This window comes from Glycomyces sp. TRM65418 (assembly GCF_019710475.1).
Classification (GTDB): domain Bacteria; phylum Actinomycetota; class Actinomycetes; order Mycobacteriales; family Micromonosporaceae; genus Glycomyces.
Genome location: NZ_JAJFAX010000004.1, coordinates 96001 through 114311, shown reverse-complemented (window position 1 = coordinate 114311; position 18311 = coordinate 96001). Strand labels below are relative to the sequence as shown.

Below are 18311 nucleotides of genomic sequence, written 5' to 3'. Positions count from 1 at the left end.
CTGCGACCGTCTCGGGAGGTTTCCCCTCAACAACGAGCTGCCCGGTCCGTGCCACGGGAAACCTCGAAAGACGTCACTCGCCAGTCGCGACCAGCCGAGCGTAACACGGTCGATTCGGCCGTCGGCGCGACGCGCGAGGGTGAGCCCCGCCACCAGCGGCGCGAGGCGAGGGCCCCGAGCAGGGCGCCGATCGCGTTGAGGAGGACGTCGTCGATCGAGGCGACGCGGCCGGTGCCGAACGCGAACTGGGCGGTCTCGACGAGTGCGGCCCCGAGGGCCCCGCCGAGGAAGACCGCGAGGAGGCCGACGCGGAACCGCAGCGGCACGAAGACGCCGGCGAGGAAGAACAGGAGCAGGTTCCCGACGAGCTGCTCGACGATGGTGCGGGGGTCGGCGGAGGCCAGGTCGATGAGGTCGGCGAAGGGCACGGGCTGGACGCCGCCGGAGCCGCCGCGGGGCGTGAGCACGAGGAAGAGCCAGGGCAGCGTCCCGGCGACCATCCCGACCTCGGCGACGGAGCGGCGCCAAGCGGTTCCGGAGGGGACGCCGCGACGGACCCGGAAGGACGCGAGCCCCCAGGCGAGGAGCAACGCCAGCGGCGCCAGGGCGAAGGAGACGAGGACGGTGGCGGTCTCGAGCGCGTTGACGGCGAGGGGAGCGGTCATGCAGCGACCCTAGCCGGACTGCACCGACACGGCGCTCCGGCGATCGGGCTCGCCGATGCCGTGAAGGTGGTATCAGCGGCGCAGTCGCCAACCAGTTCGGGGCCGGCGCTCGACCGTCGTCACTTCCGAACGAACCCGCCGACAGCGGGGCCCGGATGTCGTTGTCCGCCTCTTGCTTGAGGGGAGGCGGGCTAGCCGAGGCGGACTCGGCGGCCTTCGACCTTCCAGCCGTCGCGGACCATGCGGCCCACGGACTCGACCAGCTGCGCGCGTTCGGCTTCCTTGATGCGCTCGGTCAGCGTGTCGACGGTGTCGTCGTCCTCCACGGGGACGGCGCACTGGGCGATGATCGGGCCGGTGTCCACGCCCGAGTCGCAGATGAACAGGGTCGCGCCCGCGAGCTTCACGCCCGCGGCGAGGGCCTCGCCGGGGCCGTTCATGCCCGGGAACGCGGGGAGCAGCGAGTTGTGCGTGTTGATGTACCGGCCGGGGAAGGTCGCCAGGAAGCGCGGGCCGCAGAGCTTCAGGAATCCGGCGGAGACGACCAGGTCGGGCTCGTACGAGGCGACCTCGGCGGTCAGGGCCTCGTCCCAGGCCTCGCGCGTCGGGTAGTCCTTGACGCGGTGGACGAACGTGGGGACGCCGGCCTCGGCGGCCCGTTCGGCGCCGTAGGTGCCCTCGCGGTCGGCCCCGACGGCGACGACCTCGGCCCCGTAGGCGGGGTCGGCGCAGGCGTCGATGAGGGCCTGCAGGTTGGAGCCGGAGCCGGAGACGAGGACGACGAGCCGCTTCGGCGATGCCGGCGAGCCGTCGGTCGGCCCCTTCGGCGATGCTGGCGAGCCGTCAATTGGCCCCTTCGGCGATGCTGGCGAGCCGTCAATTGGCGCAGTGGTCACGGGAGTACGGTAACGCGTCGTCGCGGCCGGAAGCGGGTTCGGGGATGACCACCGTGTCCCTCCGCACCAGCTCGGATTCGGCGGCGCGGCGGTGCACGGCGAACAGGCGCGCGATGAGCGCGGATCCGACGAGGCCGATGACGAACTGCGCCGCGGCGATTCCGGCGACCGCGAGCGGGTCGGGGCCGAGGTCCGCCATGAGGTGCTGCCCGGCCGCGCCGCCCGAGAGGTGGGCGAGGCCGCCGAGGACCACCGCGGCGGTCGCGGCGGCCACCGTGGCGGCGGTGGTGATGCGCGGGACGCGCAGGTCGGGGGACCGGTAGGTGAGGATGACGCCGAAGACCGCCGCGAGCATCAGCGGCAGTCCGATGAGGATCGTCGCGTAGGAGGGCAGGGGGCCGTTCGGGACGGCCGCGAAGACCGGGAACGCCGGGAGCGGCACGAGTTCGACCATCTCGGCCTGCACGGCGGTGCCGGCGCCGACGGCGAAGCCGGGCCCGGTGATGTACGCGGCGGCCCACACGGCGCAGTTCGGCAGGTAGATCAGGGCCAGGAGGGCGACGATCCAGGACTCGGGTCCGTAGAGGCGCAGCGTGTCGGCGACGAGCGGGCCGCGGACGGCGAACGCGACGCCCGTGGCGGCCGCGCCGCAGGCCAGCAGCGCCCCGGCGGTGATCATGCCGGTGCGCAGGCCGCGCCGGAGCCACACCGAGGCGGCGCCCCACGGGAGGATCCCGGCTTCGCGGGCCGCGCCGAAGGCGGTGGCCACGGCGATGAGCGGGACGGCGTGCAGCAGGGCGGGGAGCATGTCGACCCCGAAGGGGCCGGTGTTGCAGAAGGCGACGGCCCCGGCGAGGAGTCCGGTGTAGAGGATGCTGACGACGCCTGCGGCGGCGCGCACGGCGGCGGCGTCGCGGCCGCCGATGGCGCGGGTGGTCCCCGCGGCGGCCTTGGCGAGGCGCCAGGCGATGAGGGCGGTGAGCGCGAGCGGGGCGACGCTCAGGTGGATCGGTCCGATGTCGACCGGGACGCCGTGGCCGGAGAGCCAGGCGATCCCGGCGGCGGCCGCGACCGCGGCGACGGCGCCTTCGCGTCCGGCCTGCCACCAGCCGAGGATGACGACGACGAGGATCGGGGTGAACACGACCGTGGCGCACCAGACCGTGGTGGCGAGCGCGGACGCGAAGAGCGTTCGCGGGCGTTTCGCCTTGGCGCGCTTCACGGACGCCGCGGTGTCGACCACTGCGGTGTCGGCGGTGCGGCTCGCGGCCGGCGGGGCGTCGCCGGGCGCGGCCGTGGAGATGCGCACGGTGCTTCGCTGCACTGACCCTGTTCTGCCAGGGCGTCGGTTCGGTCGTCGCTCCACGCCGACCAGTCTGTCACAGCCGGGCACGTCGAGGACGGTTCCCGTCCACGGCTTCGCAATGCGAGGATGTCCGCGAAACCTCCGGTGCCGGGGGTCGGGAAGCTGGAGGCAGCACATGGAAGGTCCGGGCGACTTCTACGCGACGGTCGAGGTCCACGACGTGGTCGACGGGGACACGTTCCGCGCGTTCATCGACGGCGAGAAGGTCCGCGTGCGGATCATGGGGATCAACTCCCCCGAGTCGGGCGGCTACCGCGACGAGGAGGACTGGGGCGCGGAGGCGAAGGCGTACGCGAGGAGGAAGCTCGAAGGCCGCACGGTGCACCTGTTCAGCGACCCGGGCGATCCGTCGAAGGACCAGTACGACCGGCTGCTCATGCACGTGGTGATGGAGAACGGCATGAACTACGCCGTTCTCGCCGTCGCCGAGGGCATGGCGCACACCTATATCCTGCGGCACCAGGAGCTGACGATCGGCGACACGCTGCGCAAGGCCGAGAAGCTCGCCAAGGCCGAACGCCGGGGCATGTGGTCGGCGAGGGCCCTCGACTGACACGGCGGGGCGGTGCGGCCGTCCGCGGTCGGGGCCGCCGGCGCCCGCTCCGCCTCCGGGTCGGTGCGAATCCCGCATCGTCCCATGGCTCCGGCCTGACGCGGACGCCTGCAGTCGGTCAGGTGCGTTCCAGGTAGTGGAGGACGGCCGCGACGCGGCGGTCGGTCTGGTCGTCGGGGGTCAGGTCGAGCTTCAGGAAGATGTTGCGGATGTGCTTGTGGACGGCGTTCTCGGTGATGAACAGCCGCTGCGCGATCGCGCCGTTCCCGAGGCCCTCGGCCATGACCGACAGGACCTCCTTCTCGCGCGGGGTCAGCCGCTCGACGGGGTCGTCGGCGCGCCGCTGCGCGAACAGCTGCGCCACGACCTCCGGGTCGATCGCCGTGCCGCCCCCGGCGACCCGGCGCAGGGCCTCCACGAACGCGTCCACGCGGCCCACCCGCTCCTTGAGCAGGTACCCGACGCTGCGGGCGCCGTCGGCGAGGAGGTCGGTCGCGAAGCTCTGCTCCACATAGGCCGAGAGGACGAGCACCGCGAGGCCCGGGTGGGCGCGGCGCGCCGCCACGGCGGCCTTGATGCCCTCGTCGGTGTGGGTCGGCGGCATCCGCACGTCGACCACCGCCACGTCGGGCCGGTGCTCCTCCACGGCCGCGAGGAACTCCTCGGGCCCGCCGACGGAGGCCACGACCTCGAAGCCCTCCCCCTGCAGCACCAGGTTCAGGCCCTCGCGCAGGAGGGTGTCGTCCTCGGCGATCACGATCCGCATGGCAGCTCCACTCTGATCTCGGTCGGCCCACCCGGTGGGCTGGTCACCGTGGCGGTGCCGTCGAGCGCCTCCACGCGGCGCGCGATCCCCGCGAGCCCGGACCCGGAGGCGGCGTCGGCGCCGCCGCGGCCGTCGTCGACGACCGCGACCGTGAGCGTATGCCCCTTGAGTCGGACCTCCACCGACGCGTTGGACGCGTGCGAGTGCTTCGCCACGTTCGTGAGCGACTCGGCGACCACGAAATAGGCGGTGGCCTCGACGCTCGCGGGGCAGCGATGCGCGACGTCCACTTCCACGGTGCACGGCACGGCGCAGTCGGAGGCGAGCGCGCTGAGCGCGCCGGCGAGGCCCCGGTCCTCCAGGACCGGGGGGAGGATCGAGCGGACGACGGCCCGCAGTTCGGCGAGCGCGCCCTCGACGGTGGTCTGGGCGCGTTCGAGGATCTCGTCGGCGCGTTCGGGGGCGCGGGTGACCTCGCGGCGGGCGGCGCCGATGAGGACGGCGACGGCGACGAGGCGGTTCTGGGCGCCGTCGTGGAGGGCGCGTTCGATGCGGCGCAGTTCGACGGCGTGCGCGTCGAGCGCGGCGGCGCGGGTGGCGGTGAGGCGGGCGACGCGTTCGGACAGGTCGACTTCGGGGTCGGGGCCGAGGAGGTTCACGCCGGGGCGGGCCTGCAGGTCGAGGAGTTTGGGGGCGAACAGGAGCCACAGGGCGAACACGGCGACGCCGGTGGCGCAGCCGAGGTTGGCGAGGGCCTGGGTGTCGGCCGCGATGAGGCCGTTGAGGATCTGCCGCTCGGTGGTGGGCGCGGCGGCCCACCACAGCGGGTAGGTGACGTCGCGGACCGAGATGATGGGCATCTGCAGGACCAGCGCGCCGAGGATGAGCCCCCACGTGGCGTGGAGGCCGATCCACGCCAGGTCGCGGCGGGCGCTCGGGTCGGCCTTGAGCTCGCCGAAGGTGCGGGGCGGGTCGGCGATCGGGGCCGTGTACGGGGCCGGGACCTCGTAGCCGAGGCGGCGCAGGCGGCGGCGTTCCAGGCCGGCGACGATCCGGACCCACTGCATCATGGGGGCGATGAGCGGGCGGCCGACGCCGAGGAGGGCGAGGAAGCCGGTGAGCAGCAGGATCGGGATGGAGTAGAGCGCGAGGATCGCGAAACCGGCGGCGATTGTGCCGTAGCCGGTGGCCCGCAGAGCCGCGAGGAGCAGCGAGCGCAGGTCGGTGTCCTCCCGTTCGACGCGCACCAGCGCCTCGAACCGGGCGCGCCAACGCTCGGACCGGTCGTTCGCCATGCGCACCTCCCGTGTCGTCGCCTCCGGCTCCAGAAACCTACCCGCGGCGGCGTCGATCGTCGCTACAGCTGGCTGTACCTCGGGGCCTGCACCTGGCCCCACCCCGAATCCGCCAGGTGACTGCATTGGGCGCGAGGGCGATTCGCCATAGCGTCGTTCACAACCGATCCATCGGAGGGAACACCGTGAACGACCAGTACCGCATCGCCGCCCCCGCGCCGCCCCGCAAGGACGCGCCCGACCACCACAAGCTCACCAGCGCCGCGCTGTGGATCGGCCTGGCCGCCGGAGCCGTGTTCAACGTCGGCCTCCAGGCCGCCGGGCTGTGGATCCTCGCGGTCCCGTTCGGCCTCATCGCCGTCGGCTCCGCCGTCGCGCTCGTCGTCCGGGCCGTCGCCGGCGGGAAGCGCCGATGAGCACCCTCACCGCGCCCCGCGAGCATCTGCGTTCGGGCACCGCCCGGCCGCCCGCGCTGTTCATGGACGAGGTGACGAAGACCTACGACGGCGCCCACACCGCGCTCGACCGCGTCTCGCTCGAAGTCGCCCGCGGCACCTTCCTGGCGGTCATGGGCCCGTCCGGGTCGGGCAAGTCGACCCTGCTGCACTGCGCGGCCGGGCTCGACGACCCGACCGGCGGCGAAGTGAGCATCGGCGGCACGCGGATCTCCGGGCTCAGCGAGACGAAACGGACCCGGGTGCGCCGCGCCCGGGTCGGGTTCGTGTTCCAGTCCTACAACCTGCTGCCGTCGCTGACCGTGGAGGAGAACCTGACGCTGCCGCTGCGCCTGGCCGGGGCCGACGCGGACCGGCGCTGGCTGCGGCATCTGGTCGAACGCGTCGGCATCGCCGAGCTCCTGCACCGCAGGCCCGCCGAGCTCTCGGGCGGGCAGCAGCAGCGCGCGGCCATCGCCCGGTCGCTCGCCGCCAGGCCGGCCGTGGTCTTCGCCGACGAGCCGACCGGCGCGCTCGACGTCGACACCGCCGCCGAAGTGCTCGACCTGCTGCGCGAGCTGGTCGACGAGTGGGAGCAGACCGTCGTCATGGTCACCCACGACCCGGCCGCCGCGGCCCGCGCGCACGCGACCTGCGTGATGGTCGACGGCCGGATCGACGCGTACCTGCCGCATCCGGACGCGGCCGAGCTCGCGCAGCGGCTGACGACCCTCGGGCTGCGCTGACCGTGGCCCGAGACCTCCCGTCCGGCAGGCTCGGCATGGCCGCCCCCACCTTGCACATGGCGCGGCGGCGGCTCGCCGGACTGGTGGCGGTCGGCTTCGCCGTCGCGGGCGGGGCCGCGATGATCACCGTCGCCGCGATCCTCGCCGAAACGGGGCTCACGTCGCACATCGGGCCCGAACGGCTGGAGGCGGCCGAGGTGCTGGTCGCCGCCACGCAGTCGCATCCCGTGCCCGAGGACGTCGACCCGCCGCTGCCGGAACGGGTCCCGATCGACGCCGATCTGGTCGACACGGTCACGGCGGTGCCCGGCGTCGAGGCGGCCGCCGCCGACGTCGCGTTCACCGCCCGGATCGATGAGCCGTTCACGGCCGGGGCGGTCGCAGGGCACAGCTGGGACACCGCCGCGCTCACCGGCGCCGAGGTGGACGGACGCGCCCCCGCCGGGCCGGACGAGATCGTCCTCGGCGACGCGACCGCGCACGCCGCGGGGCTGGCGGTCGGCGACACCGCCGAAGTCACCACGCCCACCGGCACCGGCGTGTTCACCGTCGTGGGCCTCACGGACGCGCCCGGGCTGCACACCGACGCCGCGACCGCGCAGGGCCTCGCGGGGCTGGACGCGCACGAGGCCGACGTCATCGCCGTGCGCACCGAACCGGGGGCCGACGTCGACGCCGTCGCCGACGCATTGCGCGAAACGCTGCCCGGTCTGGAGGTGGCCGTGGGCGACGCGCGCGGGGACGTCGAACGCCTCGGCGACGCGACCGCCAGTGCCGACCTCATCGCACTGGCCATCGCGATGGCCGGCACCATCGTGCTCCTCGTCGGCTTCATCACCGCGGGAGCGCTCGCCGTCGCCGTCGCGAACCAGCGCCGCGACCTCGCGCTCCTGCGCGCCGTCGGGGCGACCCCGCGCCAAGTGCGCCGCCTCGTCGCCGCCCAGGCGAGCGCCGCCGCCGCGATCGCGCTCATCCCCGGCATCGCCGCCGGGCATCTCCTCGCCGGCGGCTTCACCGGCTTCCTCACCGACTCGGGGATGCTCCCCGCAGGACTCCCGTTGGCGCGCACGCCGATCAGCGCGGCGATCGTCGCCTCGCTGCTGCTGCTGACGGTGCAGCTGGCCGCGCGCGGCGCCGCCATGCGCGCCTCGCGCCTGCCCGCGACCGCAGCGGTCGCCGAGGCCCGGGTCGAACCGAAAGCGCCCGGCCGCGTCCGCACCGTCATCGGCTTCGTCCTGCTCGTCATGGCGGGCGCGCAGGCGCTGCTGCCGCTCGTGACCCCCGGCGAGACCGCGTTCATCGCCGCCGTCACCGCGACCATCGTGGCCGTCATCGGCTTCGCGCTCGCCGGACCGGTCCTCGTCGGCGCGCTCACGCGGCGGGCCGCGCGGCGGCTCGACGACCGGACGCCCGCGCCGAAGTGGCTGGCGGTGCAGAACAGCCGCGCGTTCGCGCGCCGGACCGCCGGGGCCGTCGCGGTCCTCGCCCTGGCCGTGGGCCTCACGATCACGCAGGTGTTCTCGCAGACGACGTACACCGAGGTGACCGCCGCCGAGATCGAGGACGGGGCGACCGCCGACGCGACGGTCACCGGGCCCGTTGGGGCGGCCGACCTCGCCGAGCTCCGCGACCGGCCGGGCGTGGACGCCGCGGTCGGCGTCGCGCCGACCACGGTCCTGCGCGTCCTCGACGACATCGGCAGCGCCGAACCCTATGCGGCCCTGGCGTTCACGCCCGGCGTCGCCGCGGTCGCCGACCTCGGCGTGGTCGACGGCGACCTCGCCGACCTGCGCGGGGACGCCGTCGCGGTCGGCGCGGACGCCGCGCGCCTGTGGGGGGTCGGCGTCGGGGACCGACTGGACCTCGTCCTCGCCGACGGCACCGAGGCCGCTCCCGAGATCACCGCGACGTACGAGCGCGGGCTGGGGTTCGGGTCCATCGTCCTCGCCGCCGATCTGCTCGCCGGGCCGCGTTTCTACGACGCCGTGCTCGTCGCGGGCGACCCGGCGGCGGTGGCCGGCTGGGCCTCGGGCGTGCCGGGGCTGACGACGGCCGAGGGCGCGGCGGTGCCGCAGGCGCCGACCGGGATGACCCCTGATCAGTGGATCAGCCTCATGGCGACGCTCGCCATGACCGGGTACGTCCTCCTCGGCACGGCCAACGGCCTCGTCGCCGCCACCGGCCGCCGCCGCGGCGAGTTCGCCGCGCTGCGCGCGGTCGGCGCCACGCCCCGCCAGGTGCGGGCGATGGTCGGCCGCGAAGCGCTCGTCACCGCCGCCATCGCCGTCGGCGCGGGGCTCGCGTTCTCGGTGCCGCCGATGGCCGTGCTCGGCCTGGGGTTCCTCGGGGAACCGTGGCCGCATGGTCCATGGTGGGTCATCCCGGTCACCGCGGGCGCGGCCGTGCTCCTCGCCTGGGCCGCCACCGCGATCCCGGTCCGGCGGGCGCTCGCGGGGCCGCCGACGGCGGCGCTGGCCGTGGACTGAATTCCCGACGACGCGCGGGAGGGGCCGCCGTCCGAAGACGGCGGCCCCTCCCGTGCGGGTGTCGGCGGTGTGCGGCGGTTCGGTGGCGCTAGGCCGGTTCGACCGCGGCCTGGCGGCGGGTCAGCAGCGCGGTGGCGCTGGCGATCAGGCCGACCACGGCGACGATCTCGACGAAGTACAGGCCGGGCGTGTACTGCCCGATGCCGGTGGCGACGCCGCCGGAGATCAGGCCGGTGACGATCGCCAGGACGACCGCGCCGCCGATCTGACCGGAGGTCTGGACCAGGCCGGAGGCCAGGCCCTGCTCGTCGTCGGCGATGCCCTCGGTCGCCTGCACCATGACCGCGGAGAAGCCGATCGCGAAGCCGAGGCCCAGCAGCAGGAACGAGGGCAGGTAGTCGGCGAAGTAGTTCGGCTGGGCGCTGCCGCCGCGCAGGATGAACCACAGGTAGCCGAGGACGAACGAGCCCATCGAGGCGATGATCATCGACTTGGTGCCGTAGCGGTCGATGAACTTGCCGGCCACCGGCGACAGGAACGCGACGATGATGCCCGCGGGGGCCAGCGCCAGGGCCATCTGGATCGGCTCCCACTGGAGCGTGTTCTGCAGGTACAGGGACACGATCGTCTGGAAGCTGATGTAGGAGCCGAAGATCGCGAGCGCGGCCAGGTTGGCCCGGACGATCGACTTGACCTTGAAGATGCTCAGGCGGACCAGCGGGTGGGCGACCTTGTTCTCGATGACGAAGAACGCGCCGAGCAGGACGACCGCGGCGACCGTGGTGGTGATGACGACCGGAGTGAAGCCGGTCTCCGGTGCGGTCACGATCGTGTAGACGGCGGCGAGCATGCCGCCGGTGAGCGTGGTCGCGCCGGCGAAGTCGATGCCGCCGCGTTCGCGCTCGGCGTTGCGGGGCACGACGAAGAAGGCGGCGATGATGACGCCGGTGACGACCACGACGGGCGCGAAGAACGTCAGGCGCCAGTCGACGCTGGTGAGCAGGCCGGAGGCGATGAGGCCCGAGGCGTAGCCGGTCGCGCCGAAGACGGTGAAGATCGACAGCGCCTTGTTGCGGTCGTGGCCTTCTTTGAAGGTGGTGGTGATGATCGACAGGGCCGCCGGGGCGGTGAAGGCGGCGGCGACGCCCTTGACGATGCGGGAGGCGATGAGGAGGGCCTCGTTGTCGACCAGGCCGCCGACGAGGGAGGCGAGGCCGAAGACGACGAGCGCGGTGAGGAAGACCTGGCGGCGTCCCAGCAGGTCGGCCATGCGTCCGCCCAGGAGGAGCAGGCCGCCGTAGCCGAGGATGTAGCCGTTGACGATCCACTGGAGCGACGAGGTCTCCAGGCCGAGCTCGGCGCCGATCGACGGGAGCGCGACGCCGACCATGGAGACGTCGAGCGCGTCGAGGAACATCGCGAGGCCGGCCACGAAGAGGATGGCCCAGAGCTTGGGTCCCCATCGGCTCGGGGCGTGTGACTTGGGATCGGGGAGGTTCGCAGCGTCGTCGGTGTGCGGTTGGACTTCGGTGATCGTCATGCCGAAGAACTTACATGCACGCGCATTGGATGTCAACACATCTAATGAGTGGACATTAAATGTCTTGACATGGTAAAGTCCTGGTTATGGAGGCTGGAAGCGACGGAGACGTATGCGCCAAGTGGTCTGAAACACTGCGCGTGTACCACACCACATCCTGCGAGCTCGAGAACGAGCTGCAGTCACGGCACGACCTGGGGCTCAGCGAGTTCGAGGTCCTCCTCAACCTGTCCAAGTGCTGCGGGCAGTCCGGCGGCAAGGCCAAGATGAAGGACCTCGAGGCCGCGATGTACCTGAGCCAGAGCGCCCTCTCGCGCACCGTCACCCGCCTGGAGCGGGCCGGACTCGTCACACGCGCCGCCTGCGACTTCGACCGCCGCGCCAACTTCCTCATGCTCACGCCCGCCGGCAAGGAGCGCTTCGAGGCCGCCGCCCCGACGCACCGGAGCGTCCTCATCAAGCACTTCGGCTGACGCCCGAAGTCCGCCCCGGCCCCGCACCGCGCGGCGCCTCCAGGCCCCTCGCGCGTCCCCGTCCGTACCGCAAGACGGATTCCCCGACCCGGGTCACGGTCGGTAAGGTGAGACCCAGAGCAGTCACAACCGATCCGGCAGGAGCGTGGACCAATGACTCCCCCAGAGAACGACCGACCCGAGGACGAGGACGGCGGCACCTTCAAGCTCAAACCCGGCGCCTCCGAACCGGCCGCCCCGAGCGATGAATCGGGCCTCGACCGCACGATGAAGATCCAGCGCCAGGCCGGCTCCCCGCCGCCCCCGCCCCCCTCCCCGCTCGGCAACCCGACCGGCCCGGCCGACCCGCCCGCCGCGTCCTACGCCGAGACCACCGTCATGCCGCAGCAGGGCGGTTCCCAGACCGGCTTCCAGCCCGGCCACCAGCCCGCGCAGCCGCAGCCCAACCCGCTCGGCAGCGGCCAGACGCAGCCGCCGCCCATGGGCCAGCAGCCGTACGGCCAGCAGCAGCAGCCCTACCCGGGCCCGCCGCCCCAGCAGCAGCCCGGCGGCTACCCGCAGGCGCCGCCCGCCGGCCCGCAGGGCCCGGTCCCCGAAGGCATCAAGCGCATCGGCATGATCGTGCTCATCGGCGCGGGCGTCGGCCTGGTCAGCAGCATCGTCTCCCTCGTGATGCTCGGCGGCTTCGCCATCTTCTCCGCGTCGATCGGCATCCTCTTCGCGCTGGCGTTCGGCTGGTACGGCTGGGCGCTCCCGAAGGGCCAGATCGCCTCGAGCGGCCTGCGCATGACCGGCATCGTCCTCATCATGATCGGCGCCGGCTTCGCCCTGCTCGGCGTCCTCGGCAGCCTCGGCTCGCTGGCGGTCGTCGGCGGCGCGGCGGTCCTCGGCCTGCTGCTCAACCTGGCCGCCGCGGGGGTCTACGGCTACGCGTCCTTCCTCTACATCAAGGACGACGCGGTCAAGGCCTACATCAAGGGCGCTCCGGCGGCACCCGGCGGCTACCCGCCTCCGGGCTATCCGCAGCAGCAGTACGGCCAGCCGCAGCAGCAGCCCGGCCCGCCGCAGGGCCAGCCCGGCGCGTACCCGCCCCCGCCCCCCGGCTACCCCCACCAGGGGCAGCAGCCGCCGCAACCGCCCTACGGCGGTTAGGCCTACCGCCCCACGCCGGTCGCGACTAAGCTCACTCGTATCAGCAACGGCCGCGGCACGCACGGTTCGCCAAGAGCGCCGTGGGTGCCGCGGCCTCCGTACGAGGAGGTACAGGGATGTCCGCAACAGGCGCACCGATCAGGGTGGTCGTCGCTAAGGTCGGGCTCGACGGGCACGACCGGGGCGCGAAAGTCGTGGCGCGAGCATTGCGCGACGCGGGCATGGAGGTCATTTACACGGGCCTGCACAACTCCCCCGAGCAGGTCGTGGCGACCGCGCTCGCCGAGGACGCCGACGCGATCGGCCTGAGCATTCTCTCCGGCGCGCACATGACGCTGTTCCCGCGAGTGCTGCGACTCCTCGATGAGGCGGACGCCCGCGACATCGTGGTGTTCGGCGGCGGCATCATTCCCGAAGAGGACGCCGCGCAACTGCGCGAAGCCGGAGTGGCCGCGATATTCGGCCCCGGCGCGACGACCCAGGCGATCGCCGAATGGGTCCGCGAGCACGTCGCCTCACCCGATCAGGGGCGCGCGACGACCGTATAACGGCTGCTGCCAGCGCGAACGCCGAGGCGAAAAAATTCTTTGGGAACGCCGTAACCGCCCGCGAGCGCCCTCGTTCTTATAAGTGTCGGACGCAGTGGAAAACGGCGCGAGACGCATCGGCAGCCGGCCGAAAGGCCGCTATTGAGTAAGACAGCCGGGACACCGGGAGTTCACTCCCGGTTCAAGACCGCGGCATTTAGCATGGTTCATTGAGCTATGCCACATACTGCCGATGCCCTGTCGATTGAGGGGTGGCGATAGGGCATCGTGCCTGAGGGAATCAAGCCTTTGAGGGGTGGGCTTGATTTCCGCTAAGGGGACCGGACGCCTGAGGGGTGCGTCCGGTCCCCGCCTCTTCACCCCCGATTTCCGCACCGCGCCCATGCCGATCGCGACCGGCGCCTTCCTTCATGCCCGCGGGCAGGAGCGCCCGCGCGGCATGCTCGACTCGTGGCGACCGCGTTCCGGCGCCCCCGGCCCCGGGGCCGTCGCACCGCACGGCCTGCCGTTTCGGCCGTGCGATCTTCGAACTCGTCACACCGACCGCCCGCCGGGCGTCTAGGCGGGCTCGCGCGGGGTTACCCTGCGCTAACGGGCTCCTGTACCCGAACCCGCTCGCCGTGGGAGGGCCAGGCCGTCCGGTCAAAGAAGACTAGCTAGCGGAGCGGACTCTACAGTGGATCTGTACGAATACCAGGGCCGCGCACTGTTCGCCCGGCACAGCGTGCCGGTACTGGACGGCGGCGTCGCCACCACCCCCCAGGAGGCCGTGGCACTCGCGGAGCGCCTCGGTGACCGGGTGGTCGTCAAAGCGCAGGTGAAGGTCGGCGGCCGAGGCAAGGCGGGCGGCGTCAAACTCGCCGACACCGTCGCCGAGGCCCAGACCCATGCCCAGAACATCCTCGGCATGGACATCAAGGGCCACACCGTCGAGAAGGTCATGCTGACGGTCACCGCCGACATCGACCAGGAGTACTACTTCTCCTACCTGCTCGACCGGGCGAACCGCACCTTCCTGTGCATCGCGTCGACCGCGGGCGGCATGGAGATCGAAGAGGTCGCCCACACCGACCCCGAGAAGGTCGTGAAGCTCCCGATCGACGCCGGCGTCGGCGTCACCCCGGAGATCGCGAACGACATCGTCAGCAAGGCCGGGTTCCCCGAGGACCTGCGTGATCAGCTCGTCGACGTCTTCGTCAAGCTGTGGGGCGCGTTCGTGGCCGAGGACGCCACGCTCGTCGAGGTCAACCCGCTCGTGCGCACGCCCGAGGGCAAGGTCCTCGCGCTCGACGCGAAGGTCACGCTCGACGAGAACGCCGGGTTCCGCCACCCCGAGAACGCCGAGTTCGAGGACAAGTCGGCCGTGGACCCGCTCGAGCAGCGCGCCAAGGACTCCGGTCTCAACTACGTCAAGCTCGACGGCGCGGTCGGCATCATCGGCAACGGCGCCGGGCTCGTCATGTCCACGCTGGACGTGGTGTCCTACGCCGGCGAGGCGCACGGCGGCGTCAAGCCCGCGAACTTCCTCGACATCGGCGGCGGCGCCTCCGCCGCGGTCATGGCGAACGGCCTCGAAGTGGTCCTCTCGGACCCACAGGTCAAGAGCGTGTTCGTGAACATCTTCGGCGGCATCACCGCCTGCGACGAGGTCGCCCGCGGCATCCTCGGCGCGCTCCAGACCCTCGCCGACCGCGGCGAGGACGTCACCAAGCCGCTCGTCGCGCGCATCGACGGCAACAACGCCGAGGCGGGTCGCCAGATCCTCGCCGACGCGAACCACCCGCTCATCACCGTGGTCGAGACCATGGACGCGGCCGCCGACAAGGCCGCCGAGCTCGCGAACAAGGGGGCCTAGGCCAATGGCGATCTTCCTCAACGAGAACAGCAAGGTCATCGTCCAGGGCATGACCGGCTCCGAGGGCATGAAGCACACCCGCCGCATGCTCAAGGCCGGCACCGAGATCGTCGGCGGCGTGAACCCGCGCAAGGCCGGCACCAAGGTCGACGTCGACGGCACCAGCCTGCCGGTGTTCGCCTCCGTGCAGGAGGCCATGGCCGAGACCGGCGCGAACACCTCGGTGGTCTTCGTGCCGCCGGCGTTCTGCCGCGACGCCGTCATCGAGGCGATCGACGCCGAGATCGAACTGGCCATCGTCATCACCGAGGGCATCCCGGTGCACGACTCGGTGACGTTCTGGAACTACGCCGAGTCCAAGGGCAACAAGACCCGCATCGTGGGCCCGAACTGCCCCGGCATCGCCAGCCCCGGCAAGTCGAACGCGGGCATCACCCCCGCCGACATCACCGGCTCGGGCCCGATCGGCCTCGTCTCCAAGTCGGGCACGCTGACCTACCAGCTCATGTACGAGCTGCGGGACATCGGCTTCTCGACCTCCGTCGGCATCGGCGGCGACCCGGTCATCGGGACCACCCACATCGACTGCCTCAAGGCGTTCGAAGCGGACCCCGAGACCAAGGCGATCGTCATGATCGGCGAGATCGGCGGGGACGCCGAGGAGCGGGCCGCCGAGTTCATCAAGGCGAACGTGACCAAGCCCGTGGTCGGCTACATCGCCGGGTTCACCGCGCCCGTCGGCAAGACGATGGGCCACGCCGGCGCCATCATCTCCGGCTCGGCCGGGACCGCGGACGCCAAGAAGGAGGCCCTCGAGGCCGCCGGCGTCAAGGTCGGCAAGACCCCGAGCGAGACCGCCCGCCTCATGCGCGAGGTCATCGAGAACCTCTAAGGGCGCCATACGAGTCGAGGGCCGGGCGGAGGCGTCCGGCCCTCGTCGTGCGCCCGGCGTCAGTCGTCGATCCAGTAGTTGTCGTGCTCGATGAAGAACGCCTTGCGCTCCTCTTCGGACATCTCACCGAGCGTGGCGAGGCCTTCGAAGTAGGCCTCGCGGGGCGCGCCGGGGTGGAACATCAGCAGCATCGAGGCGGGAGCGCCGGACTCGTTGAGGAAGCCGTGGACCCCGCCTTCGGGAACGTGGACGAAATCGCCCGGCTCATGGTCGACCCACTCGGCGCCGTTGTAGATCGTGATCGTCCCCGAGAGGATGTAGAAGGACTCGGAGATCGTGCGGTGGAAGTGCGGCTCGGGCCCCGAGCGGCCTCCGCTCGTGTTCCACTGGTAGAGCCCGAACTGGCCGTTCGTGGTCGCACCGGTCGCGAGGTAGTCGACGGAGACGCCGCTCGGGTAGACCAGGTCTGGCGGGGCCGACACCGGCCGGAAATAGGCGCTCATCTCGCCGTCGTCGCCGAAGTACCTCGGTTCGGGATAGGACATGGCACTCGCTCTCTCTCAACGTCACGGGCGCAGACGATCCGGTCGCGAGAACGCATCGCCTGCCGCCTGCCGGGCCCGTGTCCGACCGTACCGGGCGGTCCGGCATATTGATACCCGGCGCCGGCCGATCGGCAAGCGCGCGGGGCGTGCAGGGACAGGAGAGGCCGATGACCGAGACCGTGCTGTTCGACCGGGCCGCCGTGCTCGACCCCGTCGCGGGCGCGCTCGCCCGCGACCGGCGAGTGCTGGTGCGGGGCGAGACGATCGCCGCCGTCGGCGCCGGCATCGAGGCCCCGGCAGGGGCCAGGGTGATCGACCTGGCCGGGAAGACCCTCATGCCCGGGCTCATCGACTGCCACGTCCACGTGAACGCCCACAGCGGGGATCTGTCCGGCCTGGCCGACGAGTCGCCCGCGTACGTGGCGGTGAAGGCCGCGGTCGAGCTGCGCGCGATGCTGCACCGCGGGTTCACGACGGTCCGCGACCCGGGCGGGGCGGACTTCGGCATCGCCGACGCCGTCGCCGAAGGGCTCATCGACGGGCCGAGGCTGTTCTTCGGCGGCAAGGCGCTCTCGCAGACCGGCGGGCACGTCGACATGCGCCCGCGCGGGCGGAGCGTGCGCGACGACCATCAATGCTGCCCGGACCTGGGGGTGGTGTGCGACGGCGTGGACGAGGTGCGCAAGGCCGCCCGCGAGCAGCTGCGCACCGGCGCGCACCACGTCAAGATCATGCTCTCGGGCGGTGTCGCGTCGCCGACCGACCGGATCGACTCGACCGGGTTCGCCATGGAGGAGATCCGCGCGATCGTGGAGGAGGCCGAGGCCGCCAACCGGTACGTCGCCGGGCACGCCTACACGGCGCGGGCGATCAACCGGGGCCTGGAGGCGGGCGTGCGGTCGATCGAGCACGGCAACCTCCTCGACGAGTCCAGTGTGGAGCTGTTTCTGGAGTACGACGCGTTCCTGGTGCCCACGTTGGTGACCTACGAGCGGATGGCGGTCGAGGGCGCCGAGTTCGGCCTGCCCGCGCGGAACCTGGAGAAGAACGCGTTCGTGCTGGACGCGGGGTTGCAGGCCCTGCGGATGGCGCACGAGGCCGGGGTGAACCTCTGCTACGGCTCGGACCTGCTCGGCGGCATGCGGCGGCATCAGCTGGAGGAGTTCAGGATCCGCGGCGCGGTCCTGCCCGCGGCGGACGTGATCCGGTCGGCGACGGTGACCGCCGCGAGGCTGCTCGGCGAGGAGGGCCGGATCGGCCGGATCGCCCCGGGCGCGTTGGCGGACCTGCTGGTGGTCGACGGCGACCCGCTCGCGGACTTGGGCTTGCTCACCGACCCGGACACGCACCTGAGGCTCGTCATGCAGGGCGGCGCGGTGAAGGCCGACCGCCTTACCTGAGCCGCGACGCCGCGCGCCCGCCCGATTCGGGAGAGGAAAAGCCCGATGCCTTCCGCATCGGGCCGAGACGGCACGGCGCCTAGCCGCGCTTGACCACCGCCGCACCCGTGAGCCACAGGGCTGCGGCGCAACCGAACCCGGCCACCGCTCCCGCGAGCGCCACATCGCCGGCGCCGGCGACGAGACCCGCGATGCCGGCGACGATCACCGCGGCCCCGGTCCACCGGTACATCGGCTCGTCGAACGTCGGGGCGAGCGGAATGAAATGCACGCCGACGATGATCGCGATCGTGCCCGGCAGGAATTCGACGAGGCCGAGGGCGCGGAAGACCAGGATCGCGGCGACGATGAGCACCACCTCGAAGCCGATCCACAGGCCGTTGCGGCGCAGCCAGTCCTTCGGGAGTTCACGCGGGCGCCTCCGGGTCGAGGCGACCCGCCCGCTCGCCACGGCCAGCGCGACGGTCACGGCGACGGCGACGGCGAGCCCGATCCAGGCCGCCGGGCCGTCGCTGAGCACGCCATGGCCCGCGAAGTACCAGCCGAGGCCGAAGAACGCGCAGATCATGACGCCGTTGCGGCGAACGCCGGCACTCAACTCGGGAGGGGCGGTGAAGGTTTCCATCGCCCCAGTGTGACGGAACGAGACGAGTGTTCACGACCCGGTGGGCACAGCAGGGCCCCGCTTCGCTCCCGCGA

Annotated in this window: 18 protein-coding genes; 10 read left to right on the top strand and 8 right to left on the bottom strand. The window is 72.3% G+C overall.

Going from position 1 to position 18311, the window contains the following annotated elements:
• Positions 1-26: 26 nt before the first annotated feature.
• From K3N28_RS10850 to K3N28_RS10840, 3 genes are all read right to left on the bottom strand, one after another.
• Complete coding sequence (locus tag K3N28_RS10850) at positions 27-665, bottom strand: VanZ family protein (RefSeq protein WP_228092550.1); 639 nt, start codon at positions 663-665, stop codon at positions 27-29.
• Positions 666-856: 191 nt separating this feature from the next.
• Positions 857-1513, bottom strand: coding sequence for a phosphoribosylglycinamide formyltransferase (purN, locus tag K3N28_RS10845; protein ID WP_374209751.1), 657 nt, complete (start codon positions 1511-1513; stop codon positions 857-859).
• Between the two features lie 28 nt (positions 1514-1541).
• The gene (locus K3N28_RS10840; protein ID WP_228092548.1) at positions 1542-2885 is read right to left on the bottom strand and encodes a DUF6350 family protein; all 1344 of its coding nucleotides are present in this window, start codon (positions 2883-2885) and stop codon (positions 1542-1544) included.
• A gap of 157 nt (positions 2886-3042) precedes the next feature.
• Here K3N28_RS10840 and K3N28_RS10835 point away from each other — a divergent pair, with 157 nt between their 5' ends.
• Positions 3043-3480, top strand: coding sequence for a thermonuclease family protein (locus K3N28_RS10835; RefSeq protein ID WP_228092547.1), 438 nt, complete (start codon positions 3043-3045; stop codon positions 3478-3480).
• Between the two features lie 118 nt (positions 3481-3598).
• Here the strand turns inward: K3N28_RS10835 and K3N28_RS10830 are convergent, their stop codons facing one another.
• On the bottom strand, positions 3599-4246 hold the full coding sequence (locus K3N28_RS10830; RefSeq protein WP_228092546.1) for a response regulator transcription factor: 648 nt from the start codon (positions 4244-4246) through the stop codon (positions 3599-3601).
• Entirely contained in the window at positions 4234-5541 is a 1308-nt protein-coding gene (locus K3N28_RS10825) for a sensor histidine kinase (RefSeq protein ID WP_228092545.1), read from the bottom strand. Before K3N28_RS10825 ends, K3N28_RS10830 begins: the two co-directional genes overlap by 13 nt.
• A 185-nt stretch (positions 5542-5726) precedes the next feature.
• On the opposite strand from K3N28_RS10825, the gene K3N28_RS10820 reads away from it, so the two are divergent.
• Genes K3N28_RS10820 through K3N28_RS10810 form a run of 3 tightly spaced genes read left to right on the top strand, consistent with a single transcriptional unit; the run spans position 5727 to position 9207 of the window.
• Complete coding sequence (locus K3N28_RS10820; RefSeq protein WP_228092544.1) at positions 5727-5957, top strand: hypothetical protein; 231 nt, start codon at positions 5727-5729, stop codon at positions 5955-5957.
• Positions 5954-6721: an ABC transporter ATP-binding protein gene (locus K3N28_RS10815; RefSeq protein ID WP_228092543.1), complete on the top strand. Its 768-nt coding sequence runs from the start codon at positions 5954-5956 to the stop codon at positions 6719-6721. The genes K3N28_RS10820 and K3N28_RS10815 overlap by 4 nt, the downstream gene beginning before the upstream one ends.
• A 35-nt stretch (positions 6722-6756) precedes the next feature.
• On the top strand, positions 6757-9207 hold the full coding sequence (locus K3N28_RS10810; protein WP_228092542.1) for an FtsX-like permease family protein: 2451 nt from the start codon (positions 6757-6759) through the stop codon (positions 9205-9207).
• 88 nt (positions 9208-9295) lie between these two features.
• Here the strand turns inward: K3N28_RS10810 and K3N28_RS10805 are convergent, their stop codons facing one another.
• A complete protein-coding gene (locus K3N28_RS10805) occupies positions 9296-10747 on the bottom strand; it encodes an MFS transporter (protein ID WP_228092541.1) in 1452 nt (483 codons plus the stop codon).
• A 140-nt stretch (positions 10748-10887) separates the two neighbouring features.
• Between K3N28_RS10805 and K3N28_RS10800 the strand changes: the two genes are divergently transcribed.
• From K3N28_RS10800 to sucD, 5 genes are all read left to right on the top strand, one after another.
• Positions 10888-11220, top strand: a complete 333-nt coding sequence (locus K3N28_RS10800) for a MarR family winged helix-turn-helix transcriptional regulator (protein ID WP_228092540.1) — start codon at positions 10888-10890, stop codon at positions 11218-11220.
• Positions 11221-11373: 153 nt separating this feature from the next.
• A complete protein-coding gene (locus K3N28_RS10795) occupies positions 11374-12372 on the top strand; it encodes a phage holin family protein (protein ID WP_228092539.1) in 999 nt (332 codons plus the stop codon).
• A 116-nt stretch (positions 12373-12488) separates the two neighbouring features.
• Positions 12489-12920: a cobalamin B12-binding domain-containing protein gene (locus tag K3N28_RS10790; RefSeq protein WP_228092538.1), complete on the top strand. Its 432-nt coding sequence runs from the start codon at positions 12489-12491 to the stop codon at positions 12918-12920.
• 676 nt (positions 12921-13596) lie between these two features.
• Positions 13597-14775 (top strand): ADP-forming succinate--CoA ligase subunit beta, encoded by a 1179-nt coding sequence (gene sucC, locus K3N28_RS10785; protein WP_228092537.1) that lies wholly within the window; start codon positions 13597-13599, stop codon positions 14773-14775.
• A 4-nt stretch (positions 14776-14779) separates the two neighbouring features.
• Positions 14780-15667, top strand: a complete 888-nt coding sequence (gene sucD / locus K3N28_RS10780; protein WP_228092536.1) for a succinate--CoA ligase subunit alpha — start codon at positions 14780-14782, stop codon at positions 15665-15667.
• A 59-nt stretch (positions 15668-15726) separates the two neighbouring features.
• Here the strand turns inward: sucD and K3N28_RS10775 are convergent, their stop codons facing one another.
• Positions 15727-16212 carry a cupin domain-containing protein gene (locus K3N28_RS10775; protein WP_228092535.1) on the bottom strand — a complete coding sequence of 162 codons (486 nt, stop codon included), beginning with the start codon at positions 16210-16212 and terminating at the stop codon, positions 15727-15729.
• A 167-nt stretch (positions 16213-16379) separates the two neighbouring features.
• Between K3N28_RS10775 and K3N28_RS10770 the strand changes: the two genes are divergently transcribed.
• Entirely contained in the window at positions 16380-17612 is a 1233-nt protein-coding gene (locus K3N28_RS10770) for an amidohydrolase family protein (RefSeq protein ID WP_228092534.1), read from the top strand.
• Positions 17613-17691: 79 nt separating this feature from the next.
• Here the strand turns inward: K3N28_RS10770 and K3N28_RS10765 are convergent, their stop codons facing one another.
• Positions 17692-18237: a hypothetical protein gene (locus tag K3N28_RS10765; protein WP_228092533.1), complete on the bottom strand. Its 546-nt coding sequence runs from the start codon at positions 18235-18237 to the stop codon at positions 17692-17694.
• Positions 18238-18311 lie beyond the last annotated feature (74 nt).